At 74.0% G+C, this 16,345-nt stretch carries 15 protein-coding genes; 5 read left to right on the plus strand and 10 right to left on the minus strand.

The window, feature by feature from the left end:
- The 3 genes from IF02_RS0116865 to IF02_RS0116875 are packed head-to-tail and all read right to left on the minus strand — an operon-like array spanning window position 1 to window position 749.
- Entirely contained in the window at window positions 1-213 is a 213-nt protein-coding gene (locus tag IF02_RS0116865) for an MbtH family protein (protein ID WP_030157721.1), read from the minus strand.
- Window positions 214-224: 11 nt separating this feature from the next.
- On the minus strand, window positions 225-536 hold the full coding sequence (locus tag IF02_RS0116870; protein ID WP_030157722.1) for a hypothetical protein: 312 nt from the start codon (window positions 534-536) through the stop codon (window positions 225-227).
- Window positions 537-545: 9 nt separating this feature from the next.
- Window positions 546-749: a hypothetical protein gene (locus tag IF02_RS0116875; RefSeq protein ID WP_030157724.1), complete on the minus strand. Its 204-nt coding sequence runs from the start codon at window positions 747-749 to the stop codon at window positions 546-548.
- Between the two features lie 262 nt (window positions 750-1,011).
- On the opposite strand from IF02_RS0116875, the gene IF02_RS0116880 reads away from it, so the two are divergent.
- Together IF02_RS0116880 and IF02_RS0116885 are read left to right on the plus strand one after the other, a co-directional pair.
- Window positions 1,012-1,989: a helix-turn-helix domain-containing protein gene (locus tag IF02_RS0116880; protein ID WP_030157726.1), complete on the plus strand. Its 978-nt coding sequence runs from the start codon at window positions 1,012-1,014 to the stop codon at window positions 1,987-1,989.
- 168 nt (window positions 1,990-2,157) lie between these two features.
- Complete coding sequence (locus tag IF02_RS0116885; RefSeq protein ID WP_051696273.1) at window positions 2,158-5,520, plus strand: AfsR/SARP family transcriptional regulator; 3,363 nt, start codon at window positions 2,158-2,160, stop codon at window positions 5,518-5,520.
- On the opposite strand, the gene IF02_RS0116890 is transcribed toward IF02_RS0116885, so the two are convergent.
- From IF02_RS0116890 to IF02_RS0116905, 4 genes are all read right to left on the minus strand, one after another.
- A complete protein-coding gene (locus tag IF02_RS0116890) occupies window positions 5,504-5,698 on the minus strand; it encodes a hypothetical protein (protein ID WP_030157730.1) in 195 nt (64 codons plus the stop codon). The two genes, IF02_RS0116885 and IF02_RS0116890, sit on opposite strands and share 17 nt — an antisense overlap.
- A 142-nt stretch (window positions 5,699-5,840) precedes the next feature.
- Complete coding sequence (locus tag IF02_RS0116895) at window positions 5,841-7,667, minus strand: glycoside hydrolase family 15 protein (RefSeq protein ID WP_030157732.1); 1,827 nt, start codon at window positions 7,665-7,667, stop codon at window positions 5,841-5,843.
- Between the two features lie 137 nt (window positions 7,668-7,804).
- Window positions 7,805-8,320, minus strand: coding sequence for a universal stress protein (locus IF02_RS0116900; RefSeq protein WP_030157734.1), 516 nt, complete (start codon window positions 8,318-8,320; stop codon window positions 7,805-7,807).
- Window positions 8,321-8,457: 137 nt separating this feature from the next.
- Entirely contained in the window at window positions 8,458-10,425 is a 1,968-nt protein-coding gene (locus IF02_RS0116905; protein ID WP_030157735.1) for an APC family permease, read from the minus strand.
- 360 nt (window positions 10,426-10,785) lie between these two features.
- Here IF02_RS0116905 and IF02_RS0116910 point away from each other — a divergent pair, with 360 nt between their 5' ends.
- Window positions 10,786-11,421 (plus strand): alpha-ketoglutarate-dependent dioxygenase AlkB, encoded by a 636-nt coding sequence (locus tag IF02_RS0116910; RefSeq protein WP_234318230.1) that lies wholly within the window; start codon window positions 10,786-10,788, stop codon window positions 11,419-11,421.
- 89 nt (window positions 11,422-11,510) lie between these two features.
- Here the strand turns inward: IF02_RS0116910 and IF02_RS0116915 are convergent, their stop codons facing one another.
- The 3 genes from IF02_RS0116915 to IF02_RS0116925 form a co-directional block, all read right to left on the minus strand.
- On the minus strand, window positions 11,511-12,794 hold the full coding sequence (locus IF02_RS0116915) for an SUKH-4 family immunity protein (RefSeq protein WP_158708503.1): 1,284 nt from the start codon (window positions 12,792-12,794) through the stop codon (window positions 11,511-11,513).
- A 90-nt stretch (window positions 12,795-12,884) separates the two neighbouring features.
- Window positions 12,885-13,208 (minus strand): YkvA family protein, encoded by a 324-nt coding sequence (locus IF02_RS0116920; RefSeq protein ID WP_030157741.1) that lies wholly within the window; start codon window positions 13,206-13,208, stop codon window positions 12,885-12,887.
- A gap of 76 nt (window positions 13,209-13,284) precedes the next feature.
- Window positions 13,285-13,749 carry a MarR family winged helix-turn-helix transcriptional regulator gene (locus tag IF02_RS0116925; protein ID WP_030157743.1) on the minus strand — a complete coding sequence of 155 codons (465 nt, stop codon included), beginning with the start codon at window positions 13,747-13,749 and terminating at the stop codon, window positions 13,285-13,287.
- Window positions 13,750-13,883: 134 nt separating this feature from the next.
- Here IF02_RS0116925 and IF02_RS0116930 point away from each other — a divergent pair, with 134 nt between their 5' ends.
- Both IF02_RS0116930 and IF02_RS0116935 read left to right on the plus strand, forming a co-directional pair.
- The gene (locus IF02_RS0116930; RefSeq protein WP_030157745.1) at window positions 13,884-14,441 is read left to right on the plus strand and encodes a DoxX family membrane protein; all 558 of its coding nucleotides are present in this window, start codon (window positions 13,884-13,886) and stop codon (window positions 14,439-14,441) included.
- Window positions 14,442-14,511: 70 nt separating this feature from the next.
- Window positions 14,512-16,314, plus strand: coding sequence for a glycoside hydrolase family 15 protein (locus IF02_RS0116935; protein WP_030157747.1), 1,803 nt, complete (start codon window positions 14,512-14,514; stop codon window positions 16,312-16,314).
- Window positions 16,315-16,345: the final 31 nt, after the last annotated feature.

The raw sequence follows: 16,345 nt of genomic DNA on the forward strand, positions 1-16,345 counted from the left end.
TCAGACCTCCCCGAGGGCGGCGACCAGACCGGCCGGACGCAGATCGGTCCAGGTCTTCTCGATGTGGTCCAGGCAGTCCTGGCGACCGGCCGGGCCGTGGGTGGCCGTCCAGCCGGCGGGCACCTCGATCGAGGCGGGCCACAGGGAGTGCTGGTTCTCCTGGTTGACGAGGACGAAGTAGGTGGCTTCGTCGTCCTCGAAGGGGTTGGTCACGGGTGCTCCTGTCACGTCGTGGTGGGGATCGCGCCGGGTCGCGCGAGGCTGGTGGATTCGGTGGCGAGGTGCCATCCGTGGAAGGGGGAGGGAGGCGCGAGCACGCGGCGGCAGATGGCCAGGGCGGCCTCCGCGGCGGTCGTCCCGGGCGTGGCCACGGTGAAGAGTCCGAGGTCCACGCCGTGCGGACCGCTCCGCACGCTGATGTGCTCCAGGCGCTCCTCCGGGCGGGCCGCGCCCCAGAGCAGGCGGAGCAGGCGGCCGTCGTCCGCGGGACCGGGGCCGGGCCCGGGCGGGATGAGAGAGACGAGGGTCAGCTCCACGCGCCCGAGTCAGTCCCAGATGAGGCCGTACGTGACCGCACCCGGGGCGGCCGGGAGGGGCGCCGAGGCCGCCCGGACGGTGGCGGCCCCGGCCGTGTCCGCACCGGACGGCCCGCCGGCGGTGAGCGCGAGGGCGGCGCAGGCGACGGCCGCGGCGACGGCCACGGCAGCGGTGCGGACCGGACGGACGGCGGTGTGGACGCGAGAAGTCATGGAGGTGCCCTCATCGGGAGTGGGGAAGGGGTGCCGAGCGGCACACCTCCATCCTGGCCAAGGTGTTGACCTGGGGGAACGGGTTCAGGGGTGGCGGAAGCGGCCAGGACGCTTTGGGACAGCCGCCCCTGGCCGGGCCCCCGCCCACGGCCGGCCGGAGCCACGGTGACGCGCGTAGAGGGCGCGTTTATGTCACGTAGATCTCCGGCAGGCAGGCTGCTCGCAGATCGACGGGGGCGACCGCATGCGAAGAGGTGAACCGATGTCCGTGACGCTGGACCTGGAGGAGCTCGACCAGACGGTGTACGAGGAGGTGCTGGCCCGGCCCGAACTGGGCCTGGTCGAACTTGCCGCCCGGCTCGGGGTGGAGCCCGACCGGGTCCGCGACTGCCTCGACCGGCTTTTCGCGCTGCGCCTGGTCCAGGCGTCCTTCGAGACGCCCGGCCGCTTCACCGTCGTCGACCCGGTCCTCGGGATGCAGCGGCTCTTGGACCAGCAGCACGAGGAACTGGTGCGCCGGCACCGCCAGGCCGCGGGCCACCAGCAGGCCCTGGTCCGGATCCTCGCGGGCGCCGGCTCCGGCGGCCGCCCGGCGGAGGGCGTCGAGCGGCTGGCCGGACTCGACGCCGTGCAGCGGCGGTTGGAGCGCCTGGCGCTGGAGGCCAGGACCGAGGTGCTGACCTTCATGCCGGGCGGTCCCCAGTCCGCGGCCGCGCTGGAGGCCGCCGAACGCAACGACGCCCTCGTGCTCGGCCGCGGCGTCGCCATCCGCACCATCGGGCTGGACCTCGTACGGGAGGATCCGGGCACCCTGCGTTACAGCCGGGCGCTGCTCGCGGGCGGCGGGGCCTTCCGTACGGTCGCCGCGCTGCCGACCCGGATGGTGCTGGTCGACCGGACCCACGCCCTCGTTCCCATCGACCCGGCCAACAGCCGCCAGGGCGCGCTGTTCCTCTCCGCGCCCGGCATGATCGCCCCGCTGGTCGCGCTCTTCGAGCGGGAGTGGGGCGCGGCCGTACCGCTGGGCGCGGATCAGTCGCAGGCCGTGTACGTACCCACTGAGCAGGAACGCTCCCTGCTGGGCCTGCTGGCCGAGGGCCACACCGACGAATCCGCCGCCGGACAGCTGCACATCTCGGCCCGCACCGCCCGGCGGATCATGGCCTCGCTGATCGAACGGCTGGGCGCCCGCAGCCGGTTCGAGGCAGGGCTGCGCGCGGCCCGCCTCGGATGGGTGTGACCCGGACGCGGTCCCTCCCTCCGCCGTGCGAGCCCGGCCGCGCCGCCGCGGCCCATTCCGATGGCATGGTCATATGAACCGCTTAGGATGACGCTCCGTACAACGGCGGGCCAGGACAACTGGGGACCAACCGCCGTGTGGAGCTGTGCGCGTGCACAGGGGGAACTCGTGAAATTCTTCGTGCTCGGATCCGTGGGCGTGTCCCACGGGGGACCCGTGCTGACCGGGGGACCGCCGCAGCAGCAGGCCACCCTCGCCGTCCTGGTGCTCCGCGCGGGCCATGTCGTGCCGCTGCACGAACTGACCGCCGCGGTCTGGGGGGAGTCCGCCCCGGGCTCCGCGGTGATGATCCTGCGGACCTACGTCTGGCGGCTGCGGAAGCTGCTGGAGGAGGGCGGGGAGCCCGGGAAAGCCGGGGCCCAGATCCTGGAGTCCGCGAACGACGGCTACCGGCTCGCGGTGCCGCCGGGCTCGGTCGACGCCGTACGGGCCGAGGAGCTGGCCGCGAAGGCCGCGCGCGCCCACGCGGCCGGGGAGCTGGAGGTCTGCGCCGAAGCCCTGGCCGAGGCCGGGTCCCTGTGGCGGGGCGAGCCACTGGCCGGGGTGCCGGGGCCGTTCGCCGAGAGCCAGCGCTCGCGCCTGGCGGAGCTGCGGCTGCACCTGCTGGAGGAGCGGCTCGGGGTGGACCTGCTGCTCGGGCGGCACGAGCGGGCCGTCCCCGAGCTCACCGCCCTCATCCGCGAGGAGCCGCTGCGGGAGCGCCCGTACGGGCTCCTGATGCGCGCGCTGTACGCCGCGGGGCGGCAGGGCGACGCCCTCGCCGTCTTCGGCCGGGCCCGCGAGGTGCTGGCCGACGAACTCGGCCTGGACCCGGGCCCGGACCTCCGCTCCCTGCACGCCCGCATCCTCTCGGGCGACCCGGCCCTCCTCCCCGCCCCCGCGTCCCCGGCCCCCGGCCGCGAGGGCCAGCCGCCCGCACGCCTCCCGGCCGCGCCCTCCGGCACCGCGCCGACGGCACCCGCGGGAGCGCACGGTGTCGCCCCGGGCGGCGCACCGGCTTCCGGCGGCGCGCCCGCGGGACCCGAGGGGTTCCCGGCGGCGCCCGCCGGGACTGCCGGGGCACCGGCCGGGCTCGCGGCGGCGCCCGCCGCCGGGCCGGCGGGGGCGTACGGCACCGGTCCGGCCGGGGTGCCGGGGACCACGGTGGCGGGGGCGCACGGGCCCGGGGCCGCGGCAGCCACCGGAGTCCCCAGGGTTCCCGAGGACTTCGGGGCTCCGCGGGCCGGGGACCCGGGAGCCGGCCATGCCGGGATGCAGGACGGGGCCCGGGCCGCGGTGTCCGGGGCTGCCGTGGCGCCTGACCTCGCGCAGGGGCAGGGCGCGGCCGGGTACGTCCGGCCCGCCCAGCTCCCGGCCGACATCGCCGACTTCAGCGGCCGCGCCGCCGAACTCGCCGCCCTCACCGGCGTCCTGAGCGACCCGGCCCGCACCGCCCTGGCCGTCGCCGCCGTGAGCGGGATGGGCGGCATCGGCAAGAGCGCCCTGGCCCTGCGGGTCGCGCACCACGTCAAGGACGCCCACCCCGACGGCCAGCTCTACGCCGACCTCCGCGGCACCGGCAGCGACCCCGCCGACCCCGGCACCGTCCTGGCCAGCCTGCTCGGCGCCCTCGGTGTGCCCCGCCGTGAGGTGCCGCCCTCGACGGAGGACCGCGCCCGGCTCTTCCGTACCGTCCTGGACGGCCGCCGGCTGCTCCTGCTGCTCGACGACGCCCGGGACATCGCCCAGGTCAAACCGCTGCTCCCGGGCGCCGCGGGCTGCGCCGTGGTCGTCACCAGCCGGGCCCGCCTGGGCGGGCTGCTGTCGGGACGCCACGTCCAGCTCGCGGAGTTCACGCCGGCGGAGGCGCTCGGGCTGCTGCGCCAGATCGTCGGCGCCGACCGGGTGGACCGGGAGGAGGAGGCCGCGGCCGCGCTGGTCGAGGCCTGCGCCCGGCTGCCGCTGGCGGTCCGCATCGTCGCGGCCCGCCTCGCCGCCCGGCCCGGATGGACCGTCGCGCACCTGGTGGCCCGCCTCGCCGACGAGCGGCGCCGGCTGACCGAACTGCGGGCCGACGACCTGGCCGTCGCCGCCGTCTTCGAGCTGGGCCACCGCCAGCTGACCGGGCCCCAGGCGAGCGTGTTCCGCCGGCTCGCCCCCGTCTCCCGGCCCGGCATCGGGCTCGCCGCGGCGGCCGCCGCCCTGGACCTGGCCGAGCCGGCGGCCGAGGAGCTGCTCGAAGCCCTGGTGGACGCCGCCCTGCTCGAATCACCGGAGCCGGGCCGCTACCGCCACCACGAGCTGGGCCGGGACTTCGCTCTCAACCTGCCCGCCCCGGCCGGTGAATCCGGCCCGCCGGTGCAGCACAGACTCCTGCACCACCTGCTGGGCATGGCGGCCGAGGCCTTCCAGTGGATGATCCCCGGAGACCCGGTGCACCGCTCGATCGTCGCGGCGGCCGCCGAACCGGGGGAGGGACGGCTCGCGGACCTGACCGAGGCCCGCGACTGGGTCGTCGCGGAGTTCGACTGCGCGCTGCACGCCGTTCAGATCGTGGTGCGGCGGCCGGACGCCGCGGACACGGAGCAGCTGACGATGGCCGCCGACCTGCTGGTCGCGCTCAGCTCGTTCGGGCAGGACATCCCGTACGCGCGGATCACCGCGACCGCCGCCGAACTGGCGCGGGCCGCGACGCTGCGCGGCAACGACCGCGCGGCCGGGCGCGCCCACTTCCTCACCGGGAACGCGGCGCTCCAGGCCACCGATCTGGGCCGGGCCCGCGCCGCCTCCGAGCTGGCCGTGATGGCCTGCCGCCGGGCGGGCGACCGGGCGATCCTGCAGCAGGCGTACAACGACCTCGGGGTGATCGCCCAGTTCGAGCACCGCTTCGACGAGGCGGCCGAGTGCTTCGACGAGGCGCTCGTCCTGGCGCGGGAGCAGGGCCACCGCTCGGGCGCCCTGACGATCACCCTCAACGCCGCCCTGGCCCGCGTCCGCGGCGGCCGGGCGGCCGAGGCGCTTCCCGCGTGCGAGGAGGCCCTGGAGGCGCTGCGGGAGATGGCCGACCACCACGGGGTCGCCCACGCGCTGTGCGTGCGCGGGCAGGCCCTGCACGAGCTCGGCCGGCTGGAGGAGGCGCTGGCCGCGTACGAGGAGTGCCTCGACCTGTGCGACGCGTTCCGGATCCCGGGCCAGCGCGCGCAGGCCGACTACCGCCGCGCCCGGACGCTGAGCGACCTCCGCCGGACCCGGGAGGCGCTGGAGGCCTCCGCCCGGGCCGTGGCGCATCTGCGCACGGTGCCGGGCCGGGGCCGGGACCGTGGCTACGCCCTGCTGATCCACGCCGGGGTCTGCCTGGCGGCGGGCCGGCGCGAGGAGGGGCTGAGGCACGCGGGCGAGGCGCTGGAGGTGTTCGAGCGGGCGGGCCTCCCGGAGGCCGTGGAGGCCCGCGCCCTGCTGGAGACGGGCGTGGCGGTCAGGCCCGGGTGTTGAACTCGTTGTGGTCGTGGCGCGGGCCGGGCCCGGTGACGTCGTCGGCCGAGACGCTCGTGCCGCGGTCCGCGGTGAGGACGGGGGCGGCGGCGGTGGCACCGACGGCGAGCAGCGCGAGGAGCGCGGCGGGGGCGAGGAGGGCCAGACGGCGCGTGACGGACGTGCGGATGTGCGGCACGGTGGATCCTGTCTGTCGGTCCAGGTGCCGTGTGCGGCTCCTGGCTGGCTTGCGGGCTGTTCTGCCGAGGAGACTCGCAGCCGTCCATCTACGTTTCATATACGCCGGCGGCCGCCTCCTGTAGCGGCGGCGGAACGCGGGGTCATGCCGAGCGGCGGTCCAGTTCCTCGTCGAGCGCCAACGCGGCGTCGATGAGCGCCAGGTGGGTGAACGCCTGCGGGAAGTTGCCGAGCTGCTCGCCGGAGGCTCCGATCTCCTCGGCGAACAGGCCGACGTGGTTCGCGTAGGTGAGCATCTTGTCGAACGCGTACCGTGCCTGGACGATCCGGCCGGCCCGGGCCAGCGCCTCGACGTACAGGAAGCTGCACAGGTTGAACGTGCCCTCCGAGCCGCGCAGCCCGTCGGGCGAGGCCGCCGGGTCGTAGCGGTAGACCAGGCTGTCACTGACGAGTTCCCGGTCCATCGCGTCGAGCGTGGACAGCCAGGACGGGTCGGTGGGCGAGATGAAACCCACCTTGGGCATGAGCAGCAGCGACGCGTCGAGGACGTCCGACGCGTAGTTCTGTACGAAGGCCTGCCGCTCCGTGCTCCAGCCGCGCTCCCCGATCTGCAGGAAGATCGCGTCGCGGGCCGCCGTCCAGCGCGCGATGTCAGCGGGCCGCGAGTGCGCCTGGGCGAGTCGGATCGCCCGGTCGAACGCGACCCACGACATCAGGCGGCTGTAGGTGAAGTCCTGGCGGCCGCCGCGGGTCTCCCAGATCCCCTCGTCCGGCACGTCCCAGCGGTCGCAGAACCAGTCCATGAGCGTCGTGAACGCCATCCAACCGCGCAGCGCACCCACGTCGTGGCCCTCGCCGAACGCGTAGGCGGCCTCCCCGTAGATGTCGAGCTGCATCTGGTCGGCGGCGGCGTTGCCGGCCCGTACGGGCGCCGATCCCCGGTACCCCTCCAGGTGGCCGAGGACCTCCTCGGGCAGCCGGGGGTCTCCGTCGATGCGGTACATGATCTGGAGGGGGTGACCGGAGGCGGAGCCCCCGGCTTCGAAGCGGTCGCGGATCCAGTGGCGGAAGGCGATGGCCTCCTCGGTGAAGCCGAGTTTGGTGAGCGCGCGCACCGACAGGGAGGCGTCGCGGATCCAGGTGTAGCGGTAGTCCCAGTTGCGCTCCCCGCCGATCTGCTCGGGCAGTCCCATGGTCGCGGCGGCGATCGGCGCGCCGGTGGGGGCGTAGATGAGCAGCTTCAGGGTGATGGCGGACCGGTTCACCATCTGCTGCCAGCGGCCCCGGTAGGTGGAGGTGAGCAGCCAGTCGTGCCAGAAGGCCCGGCACCGGTCGAAGTCCGCGAGGGCGCGCTCGCGGGTCAGGGGATCGGGGCGCGGGCCGCCGGTGGCGTCGGCGGTCAGGACGACGGCGGCCGTCTCGCCCGCCGCGAGGGTGAAGCGCGCGACGGCGTCCTGCCCGTCCGGGGCGAGGGTGATCGGGGGGCTCGCCTGGACGTACAGGTCGGTTCCCGGACCCTGCATCAGGGCCGTTTCTCCGTCCAGGAGCTTCAGGGCGTGCGGGGCCCGGCCGTAGTCGAACCGGGGCCGGACCTCCAGGGTGAAGGGCAGGCTGCCCCGCACCACGCGTACGGTCCGGTGCAGTCGATGCCGGTCCGTGGCCTCGGGGGACGGGTCGGGGACCATGTAGTCCCCCACCTCCCCGACGCCGTCCGGGGTCATGAAGCGGGTCACCAGCGTGGCCGTGTCGGCCAGGTACAGCTGTCTGACCGTCACGTCGGGGACCTGGTCGAGATCGACCGCGAGGTGGCAGTGGCCGCCCTTGGCCCGGTCCAGCAGGGATCCGAAGATGCTCGGCGAGTCGAACCGCGGCGTGCACCACCAGTCGACGGTCCCGGCGCTGGAGACCAGCGCGACCGTCTGGAGATCGCCGATCAGACCGTGGTCCGCGATCGGGGGATAGGCGCTCATGGCGACTCCGGGGGTGAGTGGCTGCCCTCCCACGGTACGTACGGCGCCCGGATCGCGCCCGGTCGGACGGTCGTGGACGGTGAGCGCGCGCAGCCTCTTCCTCGGCCGGGTCGGCGCTCCGCGCGTCACTCCGCGCGTCACTCCGCCAGTTCGCGCGTGTCCAGCGGGAGCCGCCAGACGTTCCGCCGGTGGACGGCGTCGAGTTCGGCCTGGAGCGGGGACGGCGGCACGGTCAGTACGGGGCAGGGCGCGTGCGCCAGGCAGTGGCGGGCCACCGAGGGCCGCAGCAGGCGGCGTACGGGCCCCCGCGCGCCCGTCCCCACCACCAGCAGGTCCTCGGGGCCGCCCACCGCGTCGACGAGTGCCGCGCCGGCCGTGGCCCGTACGGCGTGGCCCGCGAGGGTCACGCCCGGTCCGGCCGGGCCGAACGCGGTGTCGAGGGCGAGCCGCAGCCGCTCCACGGCCGCAGCCTTGGCGGCGGCCAGCACCGGGACCCCGCCCGGGCCGCGGCTGCCGATGTCCCCGCCCGGCGCCTGCCAGGCCAGGACCACCCACAGCTCCGCGCCGCGCACCCGGGCCTCGGCGGCGGCCCGGTGCAGGGCCGTCAGGCTGCCCGGGCTCCCGCTCACACCGACCACGACTCTGTGCCGCACCGCGTCCACCGTCCACCCCTCATCCGGTCTGCTGCCGGCTCCCATGCAAGCGCCGGGCGGGCGGATCCGGGCGGTCCGCTGACGGCTTCCTGACGGGGAGGCCGCGAACCATGACGGGTTGCTGATACCGCTCGCCGTCAGCCGGCGTGGATGTGGGGGCGGCGGTTGCGGTCCGGTTCGGCCTCGCGGATGACCTCGCGGGTGACGGGGGCGACCTCGCCCTGCCCGAAGAGGAAGAACCGGAAGAAGTTGGCCATCGGGTTGCCCTCGGTCCACTCGAAGTAGATGTGCGGCCGCTGGCCGGTCTCGTCGCGTACGTGGAGGAGGAGGGCGGCGAGCGCGTTGGGGATGCTGGAGCTCTCCAGGGTCAGGACGCGGTAGCGGCCGTGCAGGACTTCACCGCGCACCCGCATGCCGGATTCGAACTCCGACGCGTCCAGGACGGTGACCTCGACGAACATCACGTCGTCCTCGGCGGGGATGTCGTTGTCCGCGCGGATCTGCGCCTTCTTCAGCCGGTACTCGTCGAGGTCCCGGTTGTCGGGCTCGTTGGCGATGAACCGGATCGTGCGGTTGGCGGTGTCGCGGATGAACCGCTGTGCCATGTCGTCGAACTCCACGTGCGTGACGCGCAGCTCGAAGACCCGGGCGAGGCGGGAGAGCAGGGAGAGGGCCATGATGCCGGCGATGAAGCAGGCACCGATCTTCACGCCGTCGGGGCGCTCGGCCACGTTGACTGCGGTGGTGTAGACGAAGACGGCGGAGATCACGCCGAAGCCGATCGCCCAGCCGCGCTCCCCGGCCCGGCGGGCGGCGATGGTCACGGCGACGGCCGCCGAGGTGATCAGGACGAGGACACCGGTGGCGTACGCGCCGCCCTGGGCGTCGACGTCGGCGTCGAAGATCCACGTCACCAGGAAGGCGATCAGGGTGAACACGATGACCATCGGGCGCAGGGCGCGGGCCCAGTGCGGGGCCATGCCGTAGCGGGGCAGGTAGCGCGGCATCAGGTTGAGCAGGCCCGCCATGGCCGAGGAGCCCGCGAACCACAGGATGAGGATGGTCGAGATGTCGTAGACCGTGCCGAAGGCGGAGCCCAGGTACTCGTGGGCCAGATAGGCCAGGGCGCGGCCGTTGGCCTCGCCGCCGGGCTGGAACGCGGCGGGCGGGATCAGCAGGGTGGTGACGAAGCTGCTGGTGATGAGGAAGATGCTCATGATCACGGCGGCGGTGGTGAGCAGCTTCTTCGTGCCGCGGATCCGGCCCGCGGGCTTCTCCTCCGTGTCCTGCGGGGAGCCCTGGACGTGCGGCATGACCGCGACGCCGGTCTCGAACCCGGACAGGCCCAGCGCCAGCTTCGGGAAGACCACGAGCGCGATGGCGATCATCATGAACACGTTGCCGTGCTCGGCGGTGAGGGCTTCCTTCCAGTCGGTGATGACGTGCGGCTCGCTGGCGACCTGCCACAGGCCGACCGTGATGACGACGACGTTCAGTGCGAGGTAGGAGAAGACCAGGACCACGGCCACCCCGATGGCCTCGCTGAACCCCTTGAGGAACACCGCGCCCAGCAGGGCGATCATGATCAGGGTGATCAGGACCTGATGGCCGTTGAGCGTGCTCGTCAGATGCGGGTTCTCCACCAGGTGCGCGGTCGCGTCGGCCGCCGACAGGGTGATCGTGATCAGGAAGTCGGTGGCCGCGAAGCCCAGCAGGGTCAGGACGAACAGCTTGCCCTTCCAGAACGACAGCAGCCGTTCCAGCATGGCGATGGACCCCTCGCCGTGCGGGCTCTCCTCCGCGACGCGGCGGTAGACCGGCAGCGCCCCCAGCAGGGTCAGCACCACCAGCACGATCGTCGCCAGCGGCGACAGCAGGCCGGCCGCGAGCGCCGCGATGCCCGGCTGGTAGCCGAGGGTGGAGAAGTAGTCGAGGCCGGTCAGGCACATCACGCGCCACCACGGCCGCCCGTGGTCGGCGGCCGCGGCCGCTCCGCTCCCGCCCGGCTCCTCCTCCGGCCCATGGCCCGACCGGTGTTTCGTCTGGTCGGTCAGGCCTTCCAGGAGCCATGCCCTCAGGCGGCTCGGCTGGGTGGGGGTGGCCATCGCGGGTGCTCCTTCGTACGGCTTGGATCCGGCCATCGGTGCGACGGCTGGGCAAGCGTACGGAACTCGATCATTCGTGCACGCGCGCGTTCTCATGCTGACGGGCCCTTGACGGTGCCGCTCGGGGGATTGCTCCGGTTGGCCGGAGACGCGTACTCCACCCCCGAACCCGCCTGTCACCTGCACAGACGTGCCGTACCGCCACCTTGCGCCGACGGCCGTCCGGGCCTGCGGCCCCCGCCGGTCTTGACGGCTCCTTAACGCCTCTCTAGCGATACCTTGACGGCCCGTTTCCTGGGGTGCGGGCACCCAGGGGCCGTGAATCGATCGAATGTTCGAGTGGCGCGATATGATGGACCGGTGCGCACGATCCCCGGCCTCCAGGGCTCCCTCTTCGACCAGGGCGACGAGATCCGCCTCGGCCCGCTCTCCGGGCTGTCCCGGACCCGGCTCGGCGCCGGGGCCTGGGTCGACCACCTGCCCGGCTGGCTCTCGGGCGCCGACACGCTGTTCGAGCGGCTGGCCGAGGACGTGCCGTGGCGCGCCGAGCGCCGCCAGATGTACGAGCGCGAGGTCGACGTGCCCCGCCTGCTCGCCTTCTACGACGAGGGCGAACCGCTGCCGCACCCGGTGCTCACCGAGGCCGGCTCCACGCTGACCCGGCACTACGCCGCCGAGCTGGGGGAGCCCTTCGCCACCGCCGGGCTCTGCCTCTACCGCGACGGGCGCGACAGCGTCGCCTGGCACGGGGACCGCATCGGGCGGTCCGCCACCGAGGACACGATGGTCGCGATCCTCTCGGTCGGCGACCCCCGCGATCTCGTCCTGCGCCCCCGCGACGGCGGGCCCACCCTGCTGCGCCTGCCCCTGGGGCATGGCGACCTCGTCGTGATGGGCGGCTCCTGCCAGCGCACGATGGAGCACGCCATCCCCAAGTCCACCCGCGCCGTCGGCCCGCGGATCAGCATCCAGTACCGCCCCCGCGGCGTCCGCTGAACCGGGGCCGGGGCCGGGGCCGGGAACGGGCGCTGGGGCCGGGCCGGGCCCCGGCCGGCGCCCGCGCCCCGGTCGGTAGCCGTGGACGCTCAGTATCCGTAGACGCTCAGCTCCGTGATGGACGCGAAGATGTGCTCCCAGACCGCGGCGCCGGGCTCTTCGGGGTCATCGGACTCCAGGACCCCCGGCTCCAGGTTCCCCACCTCGCAGAGGAAGGAGCCGTGGCCGTTCTCCTCGGGATACGGGTCCCAGCACGCCCCCATGAACCGCCGCACGGCCTCCAGGAGGCGTACGAACGTCTCCGTGTCCCGGGCGAAGGGGAACGGCCCCTCGCCCTCGCGGAGCAGGGACACCGCGCCCGTCTCCGGGTGGAGGAGCACATGGCCCTCGTCGGCGTAGCCCAGCTCGAACGTCCCCAGGTACAGGAGGCCTCCGAAGCCGGTCCCGGACTCCGGTTCCCCGGGCCCGTCCTCGGACCAGGCGAGCTGGAACGAGGCCACGCCCGCCGCCCAGAGGCGCGGCAGGCCCACCGTGCTGATCAGCTCCCGGGTCGGGAGGTGGGTCAGTTCCGCGGGCAGCCGCGCATCCGGTACCCGGACCGTGCGGTCGGCGCCGAACACCGCCTCCACGCGGGCCGCGTCCAGCGGGGTCTCGCCCGGCTGCGGGCCCGCGAACCACGGATCGCCCGCGCCCTCGTCCCACGAGGAGGGGTCGGCGCCGCCGGCGGGCCAACCGGTCGCGGCCACCGCCCCGTTGCGCTCCACCACCGCGATCCCGCGGGCCTCGGCAAGCAGGAAGCGGCCCCCGCCGAGGGGTACGGGGTCCTCCCAGGTGCCGGGGCAGTGCAGGGCCCAGGCCTTCTCGTCGGGGTCGAAGAGGAACGGCTCCGCCTCCTCGGGCTCCGCCGTGCGCCGGGTGAACTCCCCGGCGGCGGGGGCCGGGCACGGCGCGCCGGTGGCCAGGTCGAACCAGCGCTCCTCGGTCCACAGCGACCAGACCTTGAGCAGGCTCCGGCCGTCAGGCCCGTCGAAGACCACCGCCGAGGCGTCCCCGCTCAGGTTCGGCTCGGCCCGGAAGGCCCCGACCGGCCGCCACCAGGCCCATACGGTCCGCCACGGCATGCCGGGCTCGGCCTCGGCCGTCCGCTCCGCGTACGCGTCGTGCCCCAGCACCTTCGCGGCGAAGTGGAGCCACGAGCCGAACTCCGCCCGCGACACCTCCGCACACCCGAACACGGCCTCGGCCTGGCTGAAGACCTCACGGCCGACCCCGCCCCCGGCCTCGGGGCCGGGCCACTCCCGTATCCGGGCGGCTCCGGCCTCCAGCAGGGCGGCAGGGGAGGAGAACAGGGCGTCAAGATCTTCGAAAGGCATGCCGACCATGGTGCCGCAGGTCACTGACACTCCCCGGTCCAGGGGATGTTGGTCCCGTGACGGCCCATGGCGGCCTGCGGCGGCCCGCCGCTACGCGGGGTCCGGCTCCTTCGCCGCGGCGGGCTTCGAGGCCGCCGCCGCGCCCGGCCGCACCGCCGCGGCCGCCGCGTGCAGGGAGCGCAGCGCCAGCAGCAGTACGCCGATGTCGTCGAGGTACACCGGGTCCGGGATGAGGTCCACCGGAGAGACGGTGTAGATCACCGCGACCCAGAACAGCGCCTTGTCGCGCAGCGGGATCCCCGCGTCGAGCAGGAGCCGCCGGGCCGCGAAGACCCGTACGAGGAGCACGCCGGCCGCGATCGCCAGCCCGAGGGCGACGACCGCGACGATCGTCAGCCAGACCGTTGCGTCCATGTCACCCCTATACCCTGTCCGGCCGCGCCATCCGCGATCCGCCGTCCACTATCCCCTGCCCGTCATCTGCTCTCCGTCAACCGCCGTGCTCGCGCAGCCGGCGGCTGACCTCGCCCAGCCCGTCCGCCAGCGCTTCGAGCTGCGCGGGCGTGAGCACGTCGATCAGCGCCTCCCGGACCGCGGCCACATGCCCCGGCGCGGCCTCCTCCAGCCGGGCCCGGCCGGCGTCCGTGAGGACGGCGAAGACCCCCCGCACATCGGAGGGGCAGCTGCGGCGGCGGACCAGACCCGCCTTCTCCAGCTGGGTCACCTGGTAGGTCAGCCCGCTTTTCGAATTGATCAGGCCATTGGCCAGTTCCGTCATCCGCAGCTCGCCGTCCGGAGCGGCGGAAAGTCGTACGAGTACCTCGTACTGCGGGTGCGAGAGGCGGGAGTCGTCCTTGAGCTGCTGGTCGAGGCGGCGGTTCACCAGGGCGGACGCGGCCAGGAAGCCGCTCCAGGCGCGCATCTCGCGCTCGTCCAGCCATCTCGTTTCAGCCATGCACCCAGCCTACACGGGTTGTTCCAATTTGAATCACTCGCTAGGGTCGGGGGCTGGCGGTTCGAATTTGAACAATCTTGCCCCACCGCAACTCCGTCCCCGCCCGGACCGCCCGACCGGAAGGATCCCCCCCCATGACCAGCCCCTCCGTCACCGCGACGAAGCCGCAGGCCGCAGCCGTACCGGCCGTCCCGCTCGCCCTCTCCACCCCCGCCCACGACGCCGGCCTGCTCCTGCTGCGCGTCGTCCTCGGACTCACCATGGCCGGCCACGGCGTCCAGAAGCTCTTCGGCTGGTTCGGCGGCGGCGGCATCAGCGGCACCGGCCAGTTCTTCACCGCCAGCGGCTACCCCGCGGGCGACGCCATGGCCGTCGTCGCCGGCCTGACCGAGACCCTCGGCGGCCTCGGCCTCGCCCTCGGACTGCTTACCCCGCTCGCCGGAGCCGCCGTCGTCGGCACCATGATCAACGCGATCGCCGTCCACGGCGCCGGCGCGTTCTTCGCCCCCAAGGGCATCGAATACGAGCTGCTGCTGACCGTCGCCGCGGCCGCCGTGGCCCTCACCGGCCCCGGCAAGTACGCCGCCGACCGCTTCCTGCCCGTACTGCGCGGCCACCGCCTGGCCCACGGCCTCCTCGCCGTCGCCCTCGCCGTGGTCGTCGCGGGCGCGCTGCTCCTCGTACGCAACTGACCGTCGCGCTCCAGAAGGTGCCCGGGTCCCGGATTGATTGGGCCCGGGCATTCGGGGGAACAGCGCACAAATGACACAACCCATCGAAGACTACGCACTCATCGGCGACCTCATGACCAGCGGGCTCGTCGGCCGCGACGGGTCCATCGACTGGCTGTGCCTGCCGCGCTTCGACTCGCCCGCCTGCTTCGCGGCGCTCCTCGGGGACAAGGAGAACGGCCACTGGCGCATCTCGCCCGCCGGGTCCGCCGACGACGAGCGGTGCACCCGCCGCGCCTACGTCGACGGCTCGCTGGTCCTGGAGTCGTACTGGGACACCCCGGACGGCGGCTCGTTCAAGGTCACCGACTTCATGCCGCAGCGCGACAACGCCCCCGACGTGATGCGCATCGTCGAAGGCCTGACCGGCGAGGTCACCGTACGCAGCGTGCTGCGCCTGCGGTTCGACTACGGGCACGTCGTCCCCTGGGTCCGCCGCGCCGACGGCGACCGGGTCGCCGTCGCCGGGCCCGACTCCGCGTGGTTCCGCAGCGAACCGGCCGTACCCACCTGGGGCGAGGCCAACAGCACCTGCTCCGAGTTCACCCTCGCCCCGGGCGAACAGGTCGCCTTCGTCCTCACCTGGCACGCCTCGCACGAACCGCGCCCCGCGACCGTCGACCCGTACGACACGCTGCGGCAGAACCTCGCCGCCTGGCGGGACTGGTCCGCCCAGTGCACCTACGAGGGCCCCTACCGGGAGGCGGTGACCCGCTCCCTGATCACCCTCAAGGCCCTCACGTACGCCCCGACCGGCGGTATCGCGGCCGCCGCCACGACCTCCCTGCCCGAGGAGCTCGGCGGCGTCCGCAACTGGGACTACCGCTACTGCTGGCTGCGCGACTCCACCCTCACCCTCGGCTCCCTCCTGGAGACCGGCTTCCTGGACGAGGCCCGCGCCTGGCGCGCCTGGCTGCTGCGCGCGATCGCCGGAGACCCCGCCGACCTCCAGATCATGTACGGGATCGGCGGCGAGCGCCGGATCCCCGAATCCGACCTGCCGTGGCTGCGCGGCTACGCCTCCTCCGCCCCGGTCCGGGTCGGCAACGCGGCCGTGGACCAGCTCCAGCTCGACGTGTACGGGGAGGTCCTCGACTCCCTCTACCTGGCCAGGGAGAACGGGCTGCCCGCGGAGCGGCACGCGTGGCGGATCCAGCTCGCGCTCCTCGACTTCCTGGAGCGCAACTGGCGGCGGCCGGACGAGGGCCTGTGGGAGGTGCGCGGGCCGCGCCGGCACTTCGTGCACTCCAAGGTGATGGCCTGGGTCGCAGCCGACCGGGCCGTACGCACCATGGAGAGCGACCCCTCGCTCCTCGGCGACGTGCAGCGGTGGCGGACCATGCGCGACGAGGTCCACCAGGACGTGCTCGAGAACGGCTTCGACCCGGTGCGGGGCACCTTCACCCAGTACTACGGTTCCCGCGAACTGGACGCGGCCACCTTGCTCATCCCGCGGGTCGGGTTCCTGCCGCCCGACGACCCGCGCGTGATCGGCACGGTCGACGCGGTGCGGGTGGAGCTCGGCAGCAGCGGCCTGGTCCGCCGCTACAGCACCGAGGGCCCGTCGGTGGACGGGCTGCCCGGCGACGAAGGGGCCTTCCTGGCCTGCTCGTTCTGGCTGGCCGACGCGCTGCACATGACCGGGCGGGAGAAGGAGGCCCGGGAGCTGTTCGAGCGGCTGCTGGCCGTGCGCAACGACGTGGGGCTCCTCGCGGAGGAGTACGACCCGGTGAGCGGCCGCCAACTCGGCAACTTCCCCCAGGCGTTCAGCCACGTCGGCCTGGTGAACACGGCCATCACCCTGGGCCGCACCCAAGCCCCGCCCAGGGCCTGACCGCCCCGCGGCCGGGCCGGGCGGTTCCTGC

Source organism: Streptomyces sp. NRRL S-244, from assembly GCF_000717915.1.
Taxonomy (GTDB): Bacteria; Actinomycetota; Actinomycetes; order Streptomycetales; family Streptomycetaceae; genus Streptomyces.

What these genes read in the sequence shown, in the direction of transcription:
- IF02_RS0116875 (WP_030157724.1), bottom strand. Translation starts at nt 749, where the DNA reads ATGACTTCTCGCGTCCACACCGCCGTCCGTCCGGTCCGCACCGCTGCC.
- IF02_RS0116880 (WP_030157726.1), top strand. Translation starts at nt 1,012, where the DNA reads ATGTCCGTGACGCTGGACCTGGAGGAGCTCGACCAGACGGTGTACGAG.
- IF02_RS0116895 (WP_030157732.1), bottom strand. Translation starts at nt 7,667, where the DNA reads ATGAGCGCCTATCCCCCGATCGCGGACCACGGTCTGATCGGCGATCTC.
- IF02_RS0116905 (WP_030157735.1), bottom strand. Translation starts at nt 10,425, where the DNA reads ATGGCCACCCCCACCCAGCCGAGCCGCCTGAGGGCATGGCTCCTGGAA.
- IF02_RS0116915 (WP_158708503.1), bottom strand. Translation starts at nt 12,794, where the DNA reads ATGCCTTTCGAAGATCTTGACGCCCTGTTCTCCTCCCCTGCCGCCCTG.
- IF02_RS0116920 (WP_030157741.1), bottom strand. Translation starts at nt 13,208, where the DNA reads ATGGACGCAACGGTCTGGCTGACGATCGTCGCGGTCGTCGCCCTCGGG.
- IF02_RS0116925 (WP_030157743.1), bottom strand. Translation starts at nt 13,749, where the DNA reads ATGGCTGAAACGAGATGGCTGGACGAGCGCGAGATGCGCGCCTGGAGC.
- IF02_RS0116930 (WP_030157745.1), top strand. Translation starts at nt 13,884, where the DNA reads ATGACCAGCCCCTCCGTCACCGCGACGAAGCCGCAGGCCGCAGCCGTA.
- IF02_RS0116935 (WP_030157747.1), top strand. Translation starts at nt 14,512, where the DNA reads ATGACACAACCCATCGAAGACTACGCACTCATCGGCGACCTCATGACC.